Here is an 18,842-nt window from a genome sequence, read left to right on the forward strand (position 1 = left end):
CTCAGCGCTCCATGAGCTTGGGGAGCATTCGCTCGGCAATCGCCGCGGCGGCCTCCTGGAGTGCGGACTTGCCGGCGACCTGCTCGGAGAGGTCCACGACCCGACTGGTCTGTCGGTCGATGGCCACGACCCGCCCCGTCTTGCGCTCGACCGCCTTGATCTCGACGCGGGCCTTGACCGAGACGAGGTTGCCGTGACGCCCGGCAAACTCGCTGAACCCTTCGCCGGTGACGAGCAGGTCCGCCTTACCTTTCGCTCCCTCCCCCGGGTCGACCACCGGGAAACCGGTCGCTTTGCAGAAGAGCGTGAACTCGGTCTCGGCGGCCGGGTCGATGGTCGCCTGGCCCACATGCCGCTCGCTGATGGATACCTGGACCAGAGGCCGCTTGCCGGGTAAGAGCGTGCGCTTCAGGGCGTGGATCCGATCCCGCTGCGGGACCACGCGAGGGACCAGCTCGCCCCCTTGTTGAAGCACCAGCGCGGCCACTTTCTCCGCGACTTTCTCGACCAAAGGCCCGAGGTCGTCGCTCGCGACCCCTTGGATCGATGCCCCGAGAACACGGCCGGTCTCGGTGCCGATCACCTTGGCGATCAGGTAGATCGTCTTATCCACCTGAACCACCGAGCCGGTGATTAGAATCTTGGCCCCCGTGAGTTGGCCGAGCCGGGTCGCCTCGCTCGGCTTGACCATCCCCGAGGCGTTCAGCTCCAGTTCCTGGAGTGTCTTGGCCAGGTCGGCGCGATCGACGAGCACGAGCCTGGGGTTGGCCACGAGATGGGCGAAAAGGATGTCACTCGTCTGTAACCCGAGTTGTTTGCTGTCGGTCCCACGCTGCTCGAACGGGAGAATGGCGGCGGTATACGCCAATGCCTCTTGAGCCACGGCCGGGATCACGTCCACGGTTGCCGGAGCAGGTTCCTGGTCGGGCGGGATCGCTTCGAGATGGTGGGCCAGCTCGGGCGTCGTGGGGGCCGACGGCCTGACCTGAACCAGTTGCCGGCCTCCGCGCGGGGTCGTGTCCACTTCCGAACCGGCAGGCGGCCCCCCGCTTTGTTGAAAAACGGTCGAGACAAGCCGGGCGACGTGGGACACACCACGGGCCTCCCCCCAGCCGAGCGCCAGGGCCAGCAACAGCACGACGCTCGCCGCAACCGCCCAGCGCTGCGCAGTCAGCCGGGGTGAGCGAGCGGGCGTCGGCGCCGCGATCCACTCCTCACAACGGCGCAGTTGTTCAACGGCCATGGTGGCCGTCGGAATGCGGTTGGCCGGGTCCTTGGCGTGCAAGGCCTCGATCACCTCAATCAGGGCAAGAGGGACCTGGGGGTTGATCTTGGCGATCGGAGCGGCGGGTTGATCGCAGACGAGCCTCACAGTCGCCAGGTTCGACCGGCCATGGAACGGAGGGACGCCGGTACACATGGCATAGAGCACGCTGCCCAGACTGAACAGGTCGGCGCGGTGGTCGAGCCATTCGCCGCCAGCCTGCTCCGGGGCCATGTAGGCGGGGGTGCCGATGAGCGTCCCTTCCTGGGTCAGGTCCGTTGGTTCGACGATCGACCGTGCCAGGCCAAAATCGAGCACCTTGACCCGGTCACGCCCGCTCTCGAGCCAGATGTTGTCAGGCTTGAGGTCGCGATGGATCAGGCCTCTCGCGTGCGCAGCGGCCAGCGCCTCGGCAACCTCGCGGCCGATCCGGGCGACCTCGGCCGGAGCAAGCCGACCTTGCCGTTTCAGGCGTGCTCCGAGGGTTTCCCCTTGATAGAGCGGCATCGCCAGGTAGGGGAGCCCTCGGGCCTCACCGACCTGGAAAATCGTGACGACGTGATCGTGCTCGATTGCGGCGGCCGTCTGCGCCTCACGGAGGAACCTCCTCCGGGCCGACTCGCCGGCAGCCAGCTCCGGCCGCATCACCTTGAGGGCCACCGGACGCCGCAGCGCCATCTCTTCAGCGTGGAAGACGATCCCCATCCCGCCAGCGCCCAGGCGGCCCAAGATCCGATAGGGACCAAGCCGCCCGATCTCGTCCCGCCCTTCCGGCGGCGCGAGGAAGTCGTCCTGCTCGAAGGCCGAGCTCGGGTCGATCGAACAACCGGAGTCTCCCGAGACCGTGAGCAGACCGCGAATCCGTTGGATCAAAACCCCGACCTGCTCCTCCTCCGCACCCAAGGGAGCCGACTGGGCTCGAACGGCCTCGAGCAAGGCGTCGTTGTCTCGCAACTGCCCGGCGAACCCGAGACAGCGGGTGCAGACCGAGAGATGGCGGCCGACGGGCTCCGCCTCATTCTCAGGGAGTTTTCCCAGCAGGAAATCGCGCAAGGCCTCGGGGACTGGACAAGCGGTGGAGAAGACCATGCCGGGCCTCGGTTCCGTGGGGTCGAACGGTGGCAGGGGCGAGCGTGAGCCGGACGTCGGCGATCGATTTCCAGGAAAGGACAAGCCCGTGTTGCCATGGCAGTGGCCCTCCTGACTGCTGGGATCGCCGATCAAAGGACGGTCGCAAGAAGAAGGCACTCGCTCTCCGCCCCGGTAGACTATGCGCCGAGGGGGATTTGTCTGACACGGGCGTCGCAAGAATCAGTCGATGAGCCCGTCCAGCTCGGTTCGGAGCCGGCGGAGCACGCGCGACTTGGCGGCATAGACGGAGTCCACCGAGATCGCCAGCTCACGCGCCACGTCTGCTGCGGGGCGGCCCGAGACGACATGCTCCCAGCACGCCTTCCAGGTCGTCGGTTGAAATTCTGCCTGCATCAACCGGAGGGCGCGACCGACCAACTGGTTGCGATACTCGGCCTCGTCGAACGACTCGGTCGGATCGGGTACGACCAGCTCTTCCAACCGGGGGTCGTCATCCCGCCGGGCCGGCAGGACGCGACGGCGATGCAACTCACGCCACTTGTTGAGCGTGATCGTGCGGAGCCAGCCCCGGAAGGTTCCCCCTCGGTCATAGCGAAACTCGGGCAACTTCTGAATGAGGACGACGAAGACGTCCTGAGCCAGGTCGGCGGCCTCCGGGACCGACGACCCCGCACGCCGCGCCCAGTAATAAATCAGCGGGGTGTAGAGCTCGACGCAACGTCCCCACGCCTCCTGCTCCTCGGGCCGGCGAAGTCGCTCGAGCAGGCTGACCGGGGTCGTGTGCATGTTCCGTCGCAGGGCTGGGGGTGAGCGGGGATCTCGTCTCTCCACAGCATAGCCTCACTTTCGCTCTATTTAAACAAGTCGCTCCAATCAGGATGTTCCTCGGGCCGTGGCCACACATCCACACTTCGTCAAGATCGCCAGTTCGTACGGCAACGTCCCTGGGGTTGGCCGGAGAAAAAGAAAAGACAAACAACGATCCACGACCGAGCGAAAGCACCGAGGATTCTCGCGGCTCCCGCACCGGGTTGATTGGCAGTCGCACGGCCGGAAATCTATCGAGATTCTCGGCTCAAACTCGCACTCGAGTGGTTGGTGATCAAGTCTTGAACCCCAGCCACCAGGGCATGGCGTTCCCGACGAGCCTCTGCTCGGGAATCGCTCGACCTCGCCGTCTGAATCACCTGATTGCGCGGTGCCGCGTCCGCGACCGATCAACGAATGATACCTTCGCTACATTTTCCCTCATCGCCAAAGTCTTCCCTGCCCGCTTGTTCCGCCCACATTCAAGCCAAAAAACCGGCAAAAAAACCAAAAATTCTCCGCTTTTCCAGTGTTCCAAGGGCTGGACGACCGCTAACCGCTGATCTATAATATATCTAAAATCTCCTATAAGACTATTGCCGAACACAGTCCACTCTCCCCGCTGATCAAGGCTTTGGAGCTGGATATGTCTCCGCACCTTGCGTCCCTTGCCAAACATAAATTCCGCAGAATCGGCAGGGCTGCCGGATCAGAAAATCATGACATCGCGGTCATCTCACGAGATCCCATCGCATCGAGCCGACACGAAAGCGAACCGTTCCGGATCGCGCCAAACTCCTGGGGGAGTTGGACCATGATCGGCTCGATCGTCGGCTGCGAGATCGGAGTCTTCCTGGCCCTGCTCACCACCCTTGCCCAGGGCGAGACCGACCCTCGAAAGTGCACCATCCGACTGGTGGTCCTCTCCATCGCCTTTCTTGCGCTGTCGATCCTCCGACGGAAGGCCCTGCCCGCGGGGGAGGACAGTGGGCTCACCTCATGAGCAAGGGTCTGACGGCCCCGCGAGTCCGGGTTGGAACCGGTGCAGGAACGCCTTGGCTGGTGGCGCACCGGTTCCGAGGCGGGAGGCCCGCGGCGTCCCAAAAGGCTCGGCTGAAATGGACCGGTGAGGTATAGTCGGCGCTCTTTTCAAAAACTTGCGGTGTTTTGAAGGAGCAACGAACCGTGGCCGAACCTCGTGAGATCGACCTGGCCGACCTCAAGCCCCGTCTGGAGCGGGCTTATGACTTCGCGGGCCGCCAGGTCCGGGCGACGATCGAACGAACCCCCGACTACTTCCCGATCTACACCGTCGAGGGGCGCTGGAAGCACGCGGGCGAGCTCTGGACTGATTGGTGCGCGGGGTTCCACGCCGGCATGATGTGGCTGCTCGCGGAACGCGACGGCGACCCCTGGTGGCGATCCCAGGCCGAACACTACTCGCGGCTCATCGAGCACAAGCAGCACGACCGCGACGTCCACGACCTCGGCTTCATCTTCATGAATACGTACCTGCCCTGGTACCGGCACACCGGAGACCAGGCGTTCAACAAGGTGCTGATCCAGGCGGGGCAGACCCTGGCGCTTCGGTTCAACCCCAAAGGGAAGTACCTCCGCTCATTCGTCGCGCCCGAGAGCCTGTTCATCGACATCATGATGAACGTGCCGATCATGTTCTACGCCGCGAAAGAGACGAACGACGACGCGTTGTATGACCTGGCCGTCTACCACTGCCGGACCAGTGAACAGACCCTCGTCCGTCCCGACGGCGGCACTGCACACGAGGGAATTTTTGATCTCGCGACCGGCGAATTCCTCCGCCAAACCACGCATCAGGGGCTGCGGGGCGACTCCGATTGGACCCGGGGGCTGGCCTGGTCGCTCTACGGCTTCGGCACCGTCTTCAGCTACACGAAAAACAAGGTCGACCTCGCCGTCGCCGAGCGCAATGCCGACCACTTCATCGAGCGCTGTCCTGACGGACTGGTTCCCCCCTGGGACTTCGACGTTCCCCCCGGCCCCGACCGGATCGACGACAGCTCGGCCGGCGCGATCGCGGCCTCAGGGCTCTGGAATCTGGCCGAGCTCACGAGCGATCCCGACCGTGCCCGTCGCTACCGCAACGCCAGCCTGACGATCCTCGACACCCTCTGCACCGACCGTTACCTCGCCTGGAACACGCCCGGCTGGGAAGGGGTGCTCATGCACGGTGTCTATCATTTCCATAAGAAGCTGGGCGTCGACGAGTCGGTGATGTGGGGCGACTACTTCTTCCTTGAAGCGGTGGCCAAGGTCCTCGGAATCCGCAAGCCGGTCTGACGGGCCGGGAGCCCCCACGCCCAGGTCTCGGCCGTCGGGTCTCCTGGTGTTCCTCGCCCTCATGCGGTATCGTCTGAGGGCGGCGACGCCTCTCGGCTGGTTGATCGAATTCGCGATGGACCGCCTCACGCTCTTCTTGAAAGCTCCAGCCATGAACCTCGACGACTCCGCCAACCCGGATGAGGAGAAACGCCTCAATGGTGCGGACGCCTTGCCCAGCTTGCCGATCTATAACCCGGAGGAAGCGCTCGACGAGTTCGACGACGAGGACATGGAGGAAGGTCCGCGCACCGTTCTGATCACCGGCGCGTCGGGCAACATCGGGCGGAAGCTCCGGGCCGCCTGGCACGAGCACTACGACCTGGTCTTGATCGACAACGCGGCCGACCCGGACGACCCCGACGTCATCGTGGCCGACCTGTCCGAGCTTGACGAAGACTGGATCACCCACTTCCATGGGGTCGACACGGTGATCCACCTGGCGGCCAACCCCAACGATTCCGCCTCGTGGGAAGACCTGGTCGGGCCCAACCTCGACGCGCTCGCCAACGTGCTCCATGCGTCGGCCCTGGCGGGCGTCGATCGCGTGATCTTCGCCAGCTCGAATCATGTGATGGGGGGCTATCGCGACCTCGACGATAAGCCGATCGACGTGGCGCTTCCGCCCCGCCCCGACGGGCCCTACGGAGCGACCAAGCTCATGGGTGAACGGCTCGGCCGGAGCCTGGCGAGCTCGTTCGACATGACGTTCATTGCACTTCGGCTCGGCTGGGTCCAGCCAGGAGAGAACCGGCCCGAGTCTCTGCCGGACGACTGGTCACGTGGCTTGTGGCTCTCCAATGGCGATCTGGTGCGTCTCTTCGAGGGAGCCGTGGAGTCGGACGTCGAGGAACGCGACTTCCTGGTGGCCAACGGCATGTCGAAGAACCGAGGGATGCGCTGGGACCTGAGCGAGGCGATCGAGTGGCTCGAATACCACCCCGAGGATGATGCCTACGCCGGGCAGCCGGAATCATGATCCAGGCCCAAGGGCAGGCCGCTCAGCGCCGCGCCCCCGTGAAGCCCATGATCACGAGCAGCACGATCGCGACCACCCCGTAGATCGCCACGTTCATGAAGTCTCGTTCGACGAACGACGTCATGAGCATCATGAACGCCGCGAGAATGCCGACCACCAGCAGAACCCGGCGAACGGCGCCCGAGTAGGCTGGGGACGGCCTCGGTTCGCCGGAATCCAGGCCAGCGGCGTGAGCCGCGGGGCCGATCACCAGGACGTCGTCGCCCGGCAAAATCGGGTCGACATGAGGCGTCCTCACGAGTTCCGGCGGCAGACTCGCCCGCCCGCACTTCGGACAGCGGAGCCAGGTTTGCGCCTCGCTACTCCTCGCCTCGAGCGCAGCCTGGCAGTTCGGGCAGCGATAGGCCACGATATAGGTGATCTCCGACTGCTGCTGGTGCACGGCCGTGGACCTCGTTGATTCAAGGGAAGTGCGCACCGACTCATTGGGCCTCATGATACACCCGCAAACGCCCGAACACACCGAAAACCAGGGTGGCCGGCGGTGAAACGAAGGAGGCGGCTCCTCTCTTCCGCGCCACGAGGCCGGCGCTTAGGATGAAACCCTCCCCGGTCACAACTCGGCAGGCACCGAGACTCCCTCGACGGACGAAATCGTCATGAGCGCTCCCGAAGAATCCGTCCGGCTCCGGATGCGGCAGATCAGCAAGAACTTTGGAGGTGTGCACGCGCTTCGCGACGTGACGTTCACCGCCCGTGCCGGCGAAGTTCACTCCCTCTGCGGCGAGAACGGGGCGGGCAAAAGCACGCTCATGAAGATCCTCGCCGGCGCGATTACCGACTACAACGGCCAGATCGAGATGAACGGGCAGGCAGTCACCTTCTCAGGGCCGCGCGCCGCCGAGGATGCGGGGATCCGGATCATCTACCAGGAGCTCAACCTCGTTCCGCAGATGACCGTGGCCGCCAACATCTTCCTTGGCCGCGAGAAGACACACGGACCAGGCTGGCTCGACAATCGCGCCATGGAGGCGGAAGCGAGGCGTCTGTTCGACCGGCTGGGCACGCCCATCTCCCCCCGAACCCGGGTCGGTGACCTCCGGATCGGCGACCAGCAGATGGTCGAGATCGCCAAGGCCCTGGTCTTCGACGCGGCCGTCCTGATCATGGACGAACCGACCTCCGCCCTCTCCGACGCCGAAGTCGCCCGCCTCTTCCGCGTGATCGATGACCTGCGCAAGCACGGCACGACCGTGCTCTACATCTCGCACAAGATGAACGAGATCTTCACCCTGTCCGACCATGTCACCGTGCTCCGCGACGGCCGGTTCGTGGCCGATTCGTCCCGCTCGCAGACCGGCCCCGAACAGGTGGTCCGCTGGATGGTCGGCCGCGAGATTGCCGAACTCCAATTCGAACACAAGGCCGTCACCGGCGAGGCCCTGCTCCAGGTTGACGGTCTCTCCCTGGACAGTCCCCCCGGCAGCGGTCGACCCGCGCTCGCGAACATCAACTTCGCGGTCCGATCTGGCGAGGTCCTCGGGATCGCCGGCCTGCTCGGAGCCGGCCGGACCGAACTGCTCGAGGCCCTCTTCGGCGCCAGCCTGGCCGCCCCCGGCGGCACGATCCGGCTCGAAGGCAAACCGGTCCGGTTCCGCGACCCAGGCCAGGCGATCGCCGCCGGAATCGCCCTGGTGACCGAGGACCGCAAAACGCTCGGCCTCTTTGACCGGATGACCGTGGCCGAGAACATCACGATTCGACACCTGGACTCACTGACCCGCGGAGGCCTGATCGACCGCCGCGCCGAGGCCCGCGCGGTGACCGACTCGATCCGGCAACTCGCGATCAAGACCGATGGAGGAGGGGCGGCCGTCACGAGCCTCTCGGGCGGCAACCAGCAGAAATGCATCCTGGCCCGCTGGCTCCTGATCGGTCCCAAGGTCTTGCTCCTCGACGAGCCGACTCGTGGCATCGACGTCGGCGCCAAGGCCGAGATCTACGCCTTGATCCGCCGCCTGGTCGCCGAAGGGATGGCGATCATCATGACCTCGAGCGAGCTCCCCGAATTGTTGGCGGTCTCCGACCGGATCCTCGTCCTCTGCGAGGGCCGGCTCACCGCCGAACTGCCCCGCGCCGAGGCCACCGAGGAGACGATCATGCACGCCGCGACCCAGTTCCTCGACCGCGCGGCGAAGGCGTCGTGAGCGGAGGAGCCCACTCCGTGACACGACTCGTGGGATGAGTTATCCCCCAGGCAAGTCACGTCGCTCCCGGACCAGTCATCCAAACGAAACAACACTCCCAGTCCAGCTTCGCCGCAAGTTTGCCACCAGCCGTAGAATCGTCAACACAACGAGCAAGCACGCTTCTGCTGGGGAGTGAGATCGAACCTCTCAGATGGGGAACGGGCCGGCTTTTTTTTGGGGAATTCCCGCGCCTCACCCCATATTCGTTTCCCTTGGATGCCACTGCTGATACGCCGTCAGTGACACAGGACGGACCCCTCTCCCTCCCTTGATATGAGAGGCACCAAAACCCCTTGATGGCAAAACAAGAGTTATAATGCACTGGAGGCGTGCCCACGACCTTTAAGAGTCTCGTCCCTCCCCGGCATGAGCCGAGGTCGGGCACCGACGGATCGACCTAACCAGGCCATGATGCGCCCTCGAAATATCCCCCCCATTCGCTTGACTCGCCGCATTGCGGCGGCGCTGGTGCTACTCGTCTTTACCATGGGTCGCGACGCGACCCCAGTAGAGCCGTGGAGTCGGCCAGGGGCGCCTGCCCAGAGTCCCCTCATACCGTCTCCGGCCCTTCGCCCTCCCGCCTTATTTGCCGCGGGCCGCCACTTCGTCGATCCGACCGGACGCGTGGTCATTCTTCGCGGGGTCAACGTGACGGGGGACTCCAAGGTCCCTCCGTTCCGCCCCGGGCTGACGGCGATCGACTTCGCCCGACTCCAAGGGCTGGGGATGAATGTGATTCGCCTCCTCTTCCTCTGGGAAGCGTACGAACCCCAGGCGGGATACTACGACGAGTCCTACCTGGCGGAACTCCAGGCCACGGCCGAAGCGGCCTGGGCTCACGGCATGTATGTGGTGATTGATATTCATCAAGATGGATTCTCGCGATACACGTCGCGAGGGAGCGGAGATGGTTTCCCAGCCTGGGCGGTCTCGCGCCGCGGCAGGCCCTCGACGCCCGACAACAGCCCGAGCAGCCGGTACTGGCCGGTGCTCATGGCCACCGACCCGACGACACATCGGTCGTTCCAGGATTTCTTCACCGATGCCCTGGGAGTTCGGACGCGATACCTCTTAATGCTCTCACGAATCAGCGTGAGATTCGCCGAGACCCAGGGCGTCATCGGCTATGACCTCATGAACGAACCCTGGGGAGACGAGGAACACGAACTGGCCCCGCTCTATCAAGACGCGACGGCTGTTCTGAGGGCTCAGCACCCATCGGCCATCATGTTTCTCGAAGGGCACGTCACGACCAACTCCGGCCTTCAGACCAAGCTGCCCCCCCCACGGTTCGACGGGGTTGCGTACGCCCCTCACTACTATAAGCCGTTGACCCTCGCGATCAATCGGTGGTACGGCTCCCCGACCACCGCCCAACATGCGTTCGCCAACATGACGGCGAAGTCCCACGAGTGGAACGTCCCCCTCTTTCTCGGCGAGTTCGGAGTGGGAGCCGGGACGCGCAACGCAGGGGGTTACGTCGCCCACCTCTATGACCGCCTTGATGCCTGCCTCGCCTCGGGTGCCCAGTGGAACTACACACCGCGGTGGAATGACCAGACGAAGGACGGATGGAACGGTGAGGACTTCTCGATCCTCGACCCGGCAGGGACGATCCGCCCCAACTTCCGCCCTCGTCCTTATCCCCGCCACACGGCGGGCACTCCGCTTCTCTTCCATTATCAGGACGCGAGCCAAGGGGGTTGCGGCCTCTCATTCGCCTGGGAACATGATCCCAGCCGCGGCGATACCGAAATCTTCGTGCCCAACCTGATCTTCCCGCGCCATGCCGCCATCACCTGCTCCCCCAGCGACGCCGTCTGTTGGCGGGATGAGGCCAGACAGTTGCTCGTTTGCCGCGCGACCAGGCCAACGACGATCCGCGTTCAAATGACGCCTTCCGCCTATTGATGGAGTATCGCCCCCCAGATATGGTGAGATCACCTCCGAACCTGATCTCCAGAGCGAATCAGCCATGCTCGGCTTCACCTCCTCCGCTTGCCGGAACCGTCATGGGCTCGTTTTCCTCGGCCTGATTGCGGTGAAGGCCGTGATCGCGGCTGAAGAGGGAGCCCCCAGGCCGAAATACTCACCCGTGGAACGGATGGCCACGGCCCGCCTGAAAGCGGTCCACGAGGATGGACTTCGGATCCGGGAAACGCGACGCACTCTGCCCCCATCGCGGGGCTGAACGACTATCGCGCCATCCTTCACGCCCACGCCGAAGATTCGGCCCACACCGGCGGCACACGGCTCGAGATGCTCTCGGAGGCGAAGCGGGCGAGCGTCCATGCGATCCTCCTGACCGACCACCATCGGCCCCCCAAAGACTTCATTACCGATAGCTGGCGCGGGATCAGGGAAGGAGTCCTGTTCGTACCCGGTTCGGAAAGTCGTGGGTTCCTGATCTACCCGACCAAGTCGATCATGGGTCGAATGAGCGACCCCACATCAGCCTTTATCCAGGCGGTTCGCGACGACAACGGCCTGATCTTTCTCTCGCACATCGAGGAACGGCCCGATCATCCCATGACCGACCTCGACGGCCTGGAGATCTACAACCGCCACGCCGACCTCAAAAAAGACAAGGAGGGCGTGGCCACGCTCATCCTCAGGCTCACCGACCCGGCGTCTCTTGCCGAGTTGGAGGAAGACCTCCGTCTCTACCCCGACGAGATCCTGGCGGCCCAACAGACCTACCAGGCCGATTACCTGGCGAAGTGGGACGCCGAGACCAAGTCGCGACGCTTGACCGGCGTGGCGGCGAACGATTGCCATCACTACATGGTGCTGCTCGTGACGATGGTCGACGCCGACCACGTCCGGGTCGGCACGAACGTGGACCCCGAAAAGGACCGGCGGACGATCGACGCGACGCTCCGGCCCGGAATCAAGGCCATGACCAAAGGCCACCAACCCGGAGACGTGCTGGCGCGCATTGATCTCGATCCCTACAGCCGTTCATTCCGCAACGCAAGCACCCACATCCTCGCGTCTGAACTCAGTGAGGCGGCGATCCGGCAAGCGTTGCGCGCTGGGCATGCCTACGTGAGCCATGACTGGATCTGTGATCCGACCGGGTTTCGGTTTGAGGCGATGTCCGGGCCGGACAACTCCTCCAGTGCCCTGATGGGAGACGACGTGACGATTTCACCGAGCTTGCGACTCGTCGCGCACTTCCCGGTCTCTTGCCGGATTCGCCTGCTCCGTGACGGCCGGGTGATCGAGGACCACCAGGGCGATAACTTCGACGTCGCCATCAAGGCGAATGGCGTCTATCGCGTCGAGGGATGGATCACCTTGGATGACGAGGAACGCCCCTGGATCTACTCGAATCCTATTTATGTGCACGCGGCGAAATAAGAGACGCCAGGAGCAAGCGGCACGCAGTCGTATCATCGTCGAATCGCCCACTTCGGCATCTCGTGGATCCCGATCACCGACGCGGGTGAGAGGGCCGAACCCCGTCAGCACTCGGGTCAGGGGCTCCCTCCACGGGACACTCGATTTCCGGGTGGGGCCCCCGTACGCGCGACGACAAACTGTCAGCCCACCTTGGAAGGCGAACATTCTGTCTCGATCCAACGCCGTCTTGCCGCGGCCAGGACGCCCGCTCCCGGGAGCGAACCGCCAATGCATAAGCTCTTTTCAAGCTTAGGTTTTGGCAACGGGGTTCCGCAGGAAGAACGGTAGGAAGCTCGAATGGGCACGCCGCTTGTATTATCAGAATGGTAAGCGGGTGAGTGGACGAGGGCCAATCGACGGAGTCGGCCCGGAAGCCAGGAGTTGATCGTCACCAACCGAGGCCAGGGCGGTGACGATCGACGAGTCCGAAGCCGTCTACGATCCGTGTCGATCCGTGATTCCCAATCCAGGAGCCCCATCCCCAATTTTGAAAGGAGCGAGGTCGCCATGGCCATCCAAGCTTACGAGCCCTTGCGCGAAATGGTGAGTCTTCGCGACGCAATGAACTCGCTGTTTCAGGAGAGCTTTGTCCGCCCCCTCGGGTTGCCGGCGGAAGGGGGTTCGGTGATGCTTCCTCTGGACGTCACCGAGGACGAGAATGAGTTCATCATCAAAATGTCGATGCCGGGCGCACAGCCCGAAGATGTTCACGTCACGGCCCACGGGCACGACTTGACCATCCGGGGCGAGATCAAGGCGGAGCAAGAGAGAAAGGAGTCGCACTGGCATCTGCGCGAACGTCGTTTCGGCCAGTTCCAACGGACGGTCACGCTGCCGACAATGATTAGCCCCGACAAGGCTCAGGCCAGCTTCGAAAACGGAGTGCTCATGCTGGTCCTGCCCAAGGCCGAAGAGGCCAAACCGAAGGAGATCAAAATCGGCCGCCAGGCACAGTCCCAGATCGGCAGTCAAAAGCAGACCCACAACGGCGGCCAAAAACACTCTCAGTCACGATCCCGAACAGGCGGCCAGGAGCAAGCCCAGGCGGAGGAGGCGAGCCAATCCCCCTCGGACCCGACGAGCCAAGCCTCCCCTGATGCACGATGATTCCGCATCAGAATGAAGGTCAGGGAGCCCTGGAATCACTCCGCCGGTCCAAAATTGATTGGAATCGCGGAGTGACTCGCTCGGCCTGGTCGATTCCTCGTCGGGCAAGTCCCTCTGCCTCACTCCATCAGGAATCGTGCGGAGGCCAAGGCCCCAGGGGAGCGACTTCGACGATCTCGCCGCCGAGCCAGGGACCGCTGTTGGGGGCGAGAAGCGCGAGGGCCTCAGCGCGTGCGAAGCCAAGGAGGTCATCCTTACCGCGATAGTCGATGGGCGTAGCAAGCAGGCGCGCCTGGTCGTCGACCTTGAGCGTGACGGGAACGGCCCAGAGGCGATCGTCGGTCGGACGGTGGGGAGCGGTCCAGACAGCGCGGAGGGCAGGGGGAGAACCGGCCGGTCCTCCTTGGAGCCTCGCGATCAAAGGGCCAACGAGCAGGCTGGTGACCGTCAAGGCGGCGATCGGGCTTGGCGGAAGGTGAAAGACGTGGTGTTCGACCCGCCCCGAGGGACCAACGACGACCCCGTAGGTCATCGCCCTGCCGGGCTGAATCGAGACCCCTGAAATGACCGGCTCGACCCCGGCGCGGAGCAGGGCCCGCCGCAAGGTGGAGGTCGATCGGCCCATCACCACCACGATCGGAGCCGTCAAAGCACGCGACAGGGCCGCATCGAGATCGTCCTCGGCAATCGCCCCCAGGTCGTGCGCGGTGGCTCCCCAGCGCAGGCAGGGCGCCACCACCGTCGCGCCGGCGGCATTGCGTTCGCGGTGCATCACGGGCGCTTCGCCGGGACCAACCATGTGGTCGCCGACCGCGAACACGGCCACCCGGACCCGGCGGTAGCAGACGGGATGCACGCACCCCTGCGCCGCGAAAAGGCCGACCATCGCCATACGCACGCGAGCGCCCGCGGGGGCCAGTTCCGTGCCGGCCCGGAGATAGTGGCCCCGGGGGACGAGGTTCTCTCCCACCGCGACCGGTTCGAGGACCTCGACGAGCCGAGGGCGACCAAGGTCCGGCTCGGGCCGGATGCGGTCAGACCGCAAGACCGCGTCGGCCCCCCAGGGGATCGGGTCGCCCGTCGTGACGTGCGCGGCCTCATCGGCACTGATTTCGAGCTCGAAGCCATCGTCGTCGTGCGGACCGACGACCCGGAGTCGAGTCTCCACCTGTCCGTCCGACGCGCGAAGCGCGTAGCCCTCCAGTGCCGCGCGGTCGAAAGGGGGGAGGTCCACGTCCGCCACGGCCGGTTCGGCTAACACCAGCCCCAGGGCTTCGGCCAGAGACACCTCAATGGTTTCGCCCGGTTCCGCCCGATCCAGAATCTGCGCCCGCGCCTCGGCCAACGACAACATCAAAGAATTGCCCCAACCCTCGATCGCAAGCCGGGCCCGACCCCCGTTCCTCGGCCTCTGAGCGGAGCATTGTAACGACGCTCGAAGATCGGCCAAGCCCGATCGCCGGGCCCCTCGTTTTGGTCTCTTTTGGAGACTCGGCGCGGAAACATTGGGCTTGACCCTCCTGATCGTCCGATTTCCTAGGTGTGACCGAAACCCGACGACCGCAACGACCTGAATCGCTGCGTTTTTCGGACCGAGTCGAAAATGATGCACGGACGGCGGTACAGGATCAACCGCCGCTTTCGCCAAGGAGGGTGGAAACGATGGGGTCCCACCGTACGGGATCGTCGCGACGGAATGGCCCACGCTACGCGGCATGGGCTGCGCTGGCACTTGGCTGGTTGCTTCCGTCGGTCGGTTGTCAGGTAGAGTACGCCGGCATGACCCTGCCTTCGGGCAAGTACATGCATGACGACGTTCAATATTTCGCTCCCGGCCCTAACTTCCCCATGGCCAACTCGCAGGCCGCCGCGCAACGAGCACGGATGCAGGCGATGGGCCTGGAGCCGGAGTCGATCGGCCCAGTCGCCGTACCGCCCGCACCGGGATCGATTCCCCCGGTTCAGAACCAGTTGGGACGGCCCACCGACGTCAACGCCAGCCCGCTGAGCGTGGAGCCGCCGGTCGGCACGCCGGTGACTCCGCCGGCTCCCGATGCGATCACGCCGCCGGATGCGGTTCCGCCGCCCGGCAACCCCTAATTGTTGAAGCCGTACGGAGAATGACGGCGGGAGGTCTCGGTGAACCCTTTCGAGGGCTCACCGGCCACCGCTCAATCATCTCGTCGCACGTGGACGCAACCTCGGGCTCCTCCCGCAAATACCGGGATGCCGAAGTTGCGTCCACTTTTTTTTTGATTTCGAACGCGTCTGACGGGTCGCGACAATTCCCCCCGATCCACCGCTTCCAGGTCGACCTCGCCGAAACGTCCATTGCCGGCGACCGGACCGGACGTTTGAATGGAAGCCACCCACGTCCGACGTCCGACAACCTGACCAGGCCATCATGCGACAGGAACTACCCGAAGAGTTTTCGATCCAAGCGGGTTACGCCGCCTGGGCTTCCTGCTATGACGACGATGGCAACCCCTTGATCGCGCTGGAAGAGCCGGCCGTGAGCGCCTGGTTTGGCCCGTTGCGCGGGTCTCGCGTCCTCGACCTGGGCTGCGGAACCGGTCGGCACACCTGGGCCCTGGCCGACGCGGGAGCGAAAGTCTGGGCGCTGGACCTGACCCTGGAAATGATCGCGAGAGCCCGCTCGAAACGTGACGGCCGCAACGTCTGCTGGGTCCGGCACGCCCTGCCGCAAGCCTTGCCATTCCCCGTCTCCACGTTCGACGCGGTCGTGCTCGGGCTCGTGATCGAGCACATCGCCGACCTCCCTCGCCTGCTCGCCGAATCGGCTCGCGTCTTGAAACCAGGTGGCCGCTGCATCGTCTCCGCCTTGCATCCTGAGCGGACCGGCGAAGGCCAGCGGGCCCGGTTCATCGACCCCGAAACCGGTCACCGCCGCGCGATCACCACCTTTCATCGAACCATCGAGCAATATCTCCAGGCTGGTACCGACGCCGGTTTGATCCTCGAAGGGGAGCAGACCCTGGTCGTCCCCCCTGAACTCGCCGAACGCCTCCCCCGGGCCGTTCCCTATGTGGGACGCCCTCTGGGATGGGTCGCCTGCTGGTCCCAGCCAAACACCTGAAGCACCACTTTTTTTCCGCCTTGGGAATCAACGCCCGCGCGGCTTTCACAACCGATTCACGAACGAAAAAAGCGAGATCGACCATGCACCCACTCGTGGGCCACGTCACACTCGGAATTTACGCCGTACTGCTTGCGATGGGCGGCATCATGGGGTTCGTGAAAGCGCGAAGCCGCCCGTCGCTGATTGCGGGACTCGTCAGCGCGGCGGCGGCCGTGGTCGCCCTCGTCCTCTCGGTTCAAGGAAACGACTGGGGACGGCCCCTGGGGTTGTTCCTGGCCGTCTTCCTGTTTGTTTTCTTTGGATATCGGTACGCCTTACGCGCACGGGTGTTCATGCCCAACGGGCTCATGGCGGTCGTCAGCCTCGGAGTTGTGGTGATCTTGATCGTATGGACAGTAATCGGCGCTCCGGCGCCCGCTCAGCCGATCTTGTAACCCATTGAGGGGGAGCGCTCTCTTCTGGGTTGCATCCAACCTATAATGCGAGAGGGCACATCCCCTTACACGGGAATCGGCAATACTGATACAATCACACAAGACAGAGTGCATGCTCCCGGGGAAAACCGAGTAGCGACGTCGGGCTCCGAGGATCGGGTGGAATGGGGTGGCGAAGGGGGTTGGCTCTCGATCCAACAGAATATGAGGAGGGTTGGCATGGCGAGTTCCCGGAAGACGGGCACGCGGTGGGGCCGGGTGATCGCGGTGGTTTTGGTCGTCGCGCCGTCGGCCGGCCTGCTCGCGATGGCGGCGGCTCCTTCGAATCCGAAACCGGAGAAACCAAGCGCGGCGGCGGCCGACGTCAAGAAGCCCGAGCCCACTGCGAACAAGAAGGGCAAAGCCCAGGGGAAAGGGGGGGAAAAAGCAGGGAAGCTGCCGCAACGGCCCACCAAGGTCGTGTCGATTCCGACACTCACCAGCGAAGGGCTGGATGCCTTGCTGGAGAAGCACCTGGACGCAGCCAAGGTCCCCCTGGCCAAGGCGACCACCGACGTCGAGTTCGTGCGGCGGATCCATCTTGACCTGACCGGCAAGCTGCCCACCCCCGAGCAAGTCCGCGGCTTCGTCGTGACGCGTGAAAAAGACAAGCGTTCCAAGCTCATTGAATATCTGATCCGAAGCCACGACTACGCCGAGAACTGGGCCCACTACTGGCGCGACGTGATCCGATTCCGGGCCACGGCTCAGAACGCCAACCTGGTCCGCTTCGACGAGCTCGAGGCTTGGCTGGCCGAAAAGTTTGCCAAGAACGCGCCTTGGGACGAGATCGCCAAGGAGTTGATCACGGCCACCGGCCGCGACGACGAAAATGGCGCGGTCGGTTTCGCACTTTCGCATGAGACCCAGGCGGTCGAACTCGCGGGGGAAGTCTCGCGCATCTTCCTGGGCGTGCAAATCCAATGCGCCCAGTGCCACGACCATCCGAACGATTCATGGAAGCGGCAACAGTTCCATGATTTTGCCGCCTACTTCGACGGAGTGACTCGGAAAGAGGTGGTCAAGGCCAGCCCAGGGCAGAGGCGCGTCATCGAGGTCATGGCGAAGGCGAAGCCGCGCTATGCGATGCCCGACAAGCTCGACCCGCAAAAGAAAATCTTCGTGGCGCCCAAGTTCTTCCTCGACCCCAAGGGAGAGATCCTACCGGCCGGCCTGACCTCGGCCGAGCGACTCGGGATTGCGGCCGACTATGTCACCGGCCAGGATAACCCCTGGTTCGCCAAGGCGTTCGTCAACCGCGTCTGGTACATCCTCCTGGGCGAAGGATTCTACAGCCCGGTCGACGACATGGGACCCGAGCGAACCGCCAAGGCCCCTGAGGTCGTCGAGGTCCTGGCCTCGGAGTTCCAGAGGGGGGGCTACGACATCCGCTGGCTCCTCCGCACGATTCTCAACACCCGGGCCTATCAGCGCGAGGTCCGGTCGACCTACACGGCGTCGGGACGAACTTCGTTTGCCGCCGTTTGCCCCAGCCGGCTTCGGTCCGATCAAATCATCGACTCGCTCGCCCAGGCGCTCAACTTCGAGATTGATCCCCAGCCAAAGGACGCCCCGGGCAAGGACGCGAAGAAGAACGCCCTGGCGAAGGACCTCAAGGGGGCTGTCGGCAAGACCAAGGGGATGCGGGGCCCCGGCCGAGCGCGGGAGCAATTCAATGCCCTCTTCGGCGCCGATCCGTCGACCCCGTACGAGGACGTTCTGGGCACGATCCCCCAGTCCCTCTACCTGATGAACAGTCCGCTGCTCCACAACGCGATGCGCGGGAGCGGCAATAGCGTGCTCGGTCAGATTCTCGCCGCCAACCCCAAGAACAACCGAGCGGCCTTGGGTGCAATCTATATCCGCGTCCTGGCGCGGGAGCCAACCCTCAAGGAAGTCCAGGTCTGCGGCCGTTACATCGACAAGGTCGGCAACCGCCGCGAGGCGTTCGAGGATATCCTCTGGAGCCTGATCAACTCGACCGAATTCATCACTCGCCGCTGATCCC

Annotated in this window: 16 protein-coding genes; 12 read left to right on the forward strand and 4 right to left on the reverse strand. The window is 64.3% G+C overall.

Annotation, left to right across the window (positions count from 1 at the left end):
• Window position 1: 1 nt before the first annotated feature.
• The gene (locus V5E97_RS02135; protein WP_406697639.1) at window positions 2–2,353 is read right to left on the reverse strand and encodes a protein kinase domain-containing protein; all 2,352 of its coding nucleotides are present in this window, start codon (window positions 2,351–2,353) and stop codon (window positions 2–4) included.
• A gap of 222 nt (window positions 2,354–2,575) precedes the next feature.
• Window positions 2,576–3,142 carry an RNA polymerase sigma factor gene (locus V5E97_RS02140; RefSeq protein ID WP_406697640.1) on the reverse strand — a complete coding sequence of 189 codons (567 nt, stop codon included), beginning with the start codon at window positions 3,140–3,142 and terminating at the stop codon, window positions 2,576–2,578.
• Between the two features lie 835 nt (window positions 3,143–3,977).
• Between V5E97_RS02140 and V5E97_RS02145 the strand changes: the two genes are divergently transcribed.
• The 3 genes from V5E97_RS02145 to V5E97_RS02155 all read left to right on the forward strand — a co-directional run bounded on the left by V5E97_RS02145 (window position 3,978) and on the right by V5E97_RS02155 (window position 6,500).
• On the forward strand, window positions 3,978–4,166 hold the full coding sequence (locus V5E97_RS02145; RefSeq protein WP_406697641.1) for a hypothetical protein: 189 nt from the start codon (window positions 3,978–3,980) through the stop codon (window positions 4,164–4,166).
• Between the two features lie 182 nt (window positions 4,167–4,348).
• Window positions 4,349–5,482 (forward strand): glycoside hydrolase family 88 protein, encoded by a 1,134-nt coding sequence (locus V5E97_RS02150; protein WP_406697642.1) that lies wholly within the window; start codon window positions 4,349–4,351, stop codon window positions 5,480–5,482.
• 61 nt (window positions 5,483–5,543) lie between these two features.
• Window positions 5,544–6,500, forward strand: a complete 957-nt coding sequence (locus tag V5E97_RS02155; RefSeq protein ID WP_406697643.1) for an NAD-dependent epimerase/dehydratase family protein — start codon at window positions 5,544–5,546, stop codon at window positions 6,498–6,500.
• A 22-nt stretch (window positions 6,501–6,522) separates the two neighbouring features.
• On the opposite strand, the gene V5E97_RS02160 is transcribed toward V5E97_RS02155, so the two are convergent.
• Window positions 6,523–6,942, reverse strand: a complete 420-nt coding sequence (locus V5E97_RS02160; protein ID WP_406697644.1) for a transposase — start codon at window positions 6,940–6,942, stop codon at window positions 6,523–6,525.
• Between the two features lie 217 nt (window positions 6,943–7,159).
• On the opposite strand from V5E97_RS02160, the gene V5E97_RS02165 reads away from it, so the two are divergent.
• The 5 genes from V5E97_RS02165 to V5E97_RS02185 all read left to right on the forward strand — a co-directional run bounded on the left by V5E97_RS02165 (window position 7,160) and on the right by V5E97_RS02185 (window position 13,261).
• Entirely contained in the window at window positions 7,160–8,707 is a 1,548-nt protein-coding gene (locus V5E97_RS02165) for a sugar ABC transporter ATP-binding protein (protein WP_406697645.1), read from the forward strand.
• A 450-nt stretch (window positions 8,708–9,157) separates the two neighbouring features.
• Window positions 9,158–10,660: a cellulase family glycosylhydrolase gene (locus V5E97_RS02170; RefSeq protein ID WP_406697646.1), complete on the forward strand. Its 1,503-nt coding sequence runs from the start codon at window positions 9,158–9,160 to the stop codon at window positions 10,658–10,660.
• Between the two features lie 64 nt (window positions 10,661–10,724).
• Window positions 10,725–10,940: a hypothetical protein gene (locus V5E97_RS02175; protein ID WP_406697647.1), complete on the forward strand. Its 216-nt coding sequence runs from the start codon at window positions 10,725–10,727 to the stop codon at window positions 10,938–10,940.
• 68 nt (window positions 10,941–11,008) lie between these two features.
• Window positions 11,009–12,112: a CehA/McbA family metallohydrolase domain-containing protein gene (locus V5E97_RS02180; RefSeq protein WP_406697648.1), complete on the forward strand. Its 1,104-nt coding sequence runs from the start codon at window positions 11,009–11,011 to the stop codon at window positions 12,110–12,112.
• Window positions 12,113–12,661: 549 nt separating this feature from the next.
• Window positions 12,662–13,261: an Hsp20/alpha crystallin family protein gene (locus V5E97_RS02185; RefSeq protein ID WP_406697649.1), complete on the forward strand. Its 600-nt coding sequence runs from the start codon at window positions 12,662–12,664 to the stop codon at window positions 13,259–13,261.
• 127 nt (window positions 13,262–13,388) lie between these two features.
• Here V5E97_RS02185 and V5E97_RS02190 read toward each other — a convergent pair whose 3' ends face one another.
• Window positions 13,389–14,615, reverse strand: a complete 1,227-nt coding sequence (locus V5E97_RS02190) for a molybdopterin molybdotransferase MoeA (protein ID WP_406697650.1) — start codon at window positions 14,613–14,615, stop codon at window positions 13,389–13,391.
• Window positions 14,616–14,923: 308 nt separating this feature from the next.
• Between V5E97_RS02190 and V5E97_RS02195 the strand changes: the two genes are divergently transcribed.
• From V5E97_RS02195 to V5E97_RS02210, 4 genes are all read left to right on the forward strand, one after another.
• Window positions 14,924–15,361, forward strand: a complete 438-nt coding sequence (locus tag V5E97_RS02195) for a hypothetical protein (RefSeq protein WP_406697651.1) — start codon at window positions 14,924–14,926, stop codon at window positions 15,359–15,361.
• A gap of 304 nt (window positions 15,362–15,665) precedes the next feature.
• Complete coding sequence (locus V5E97_RS02200; RefSeq protein WP_406697652.1) at window positions 15,666–16,358, forward strand: class I SAM-dependent methyltransferase; 693 nt, start codon at window positions 15,666–15,668, stop codon at window positions 16,356–16,358.
• Window positions 16,359–16,441: 83 nt separating this feature from the next.
• Complete coding sequence (locus V5E97_RS02205) at window positions 16,442–16,795, forward strand: TMEM14 family protein (protein ID WP_406697653.1); 354 nt, start codon at window positions 16,442–16,444, stop codon at window positions 16,793–16,795.
• Window positions 16,796–17,014: 219 nt separating this feature from the next.
• Entirely contained in the window at window positions 17,015–18,838 is a 1,824-nt protein-coding gene (locus tag V5E97_RS02210) for a DUF1549 domain-containing protein (RefSeq protein WP_406697654.1), read from the forward strand.
• Window positions 18,839–18,842: the final 4 nt, after the last annotated feature.

Source organism: Singulisphaera photorubra, assembly GCF_045290345.1.
Taxonomy (GTDB): Bacteria; Planctomycetota; Planctomycetia; order Isosphaerales; family Isosphaeraceae; genus Singulisphaera.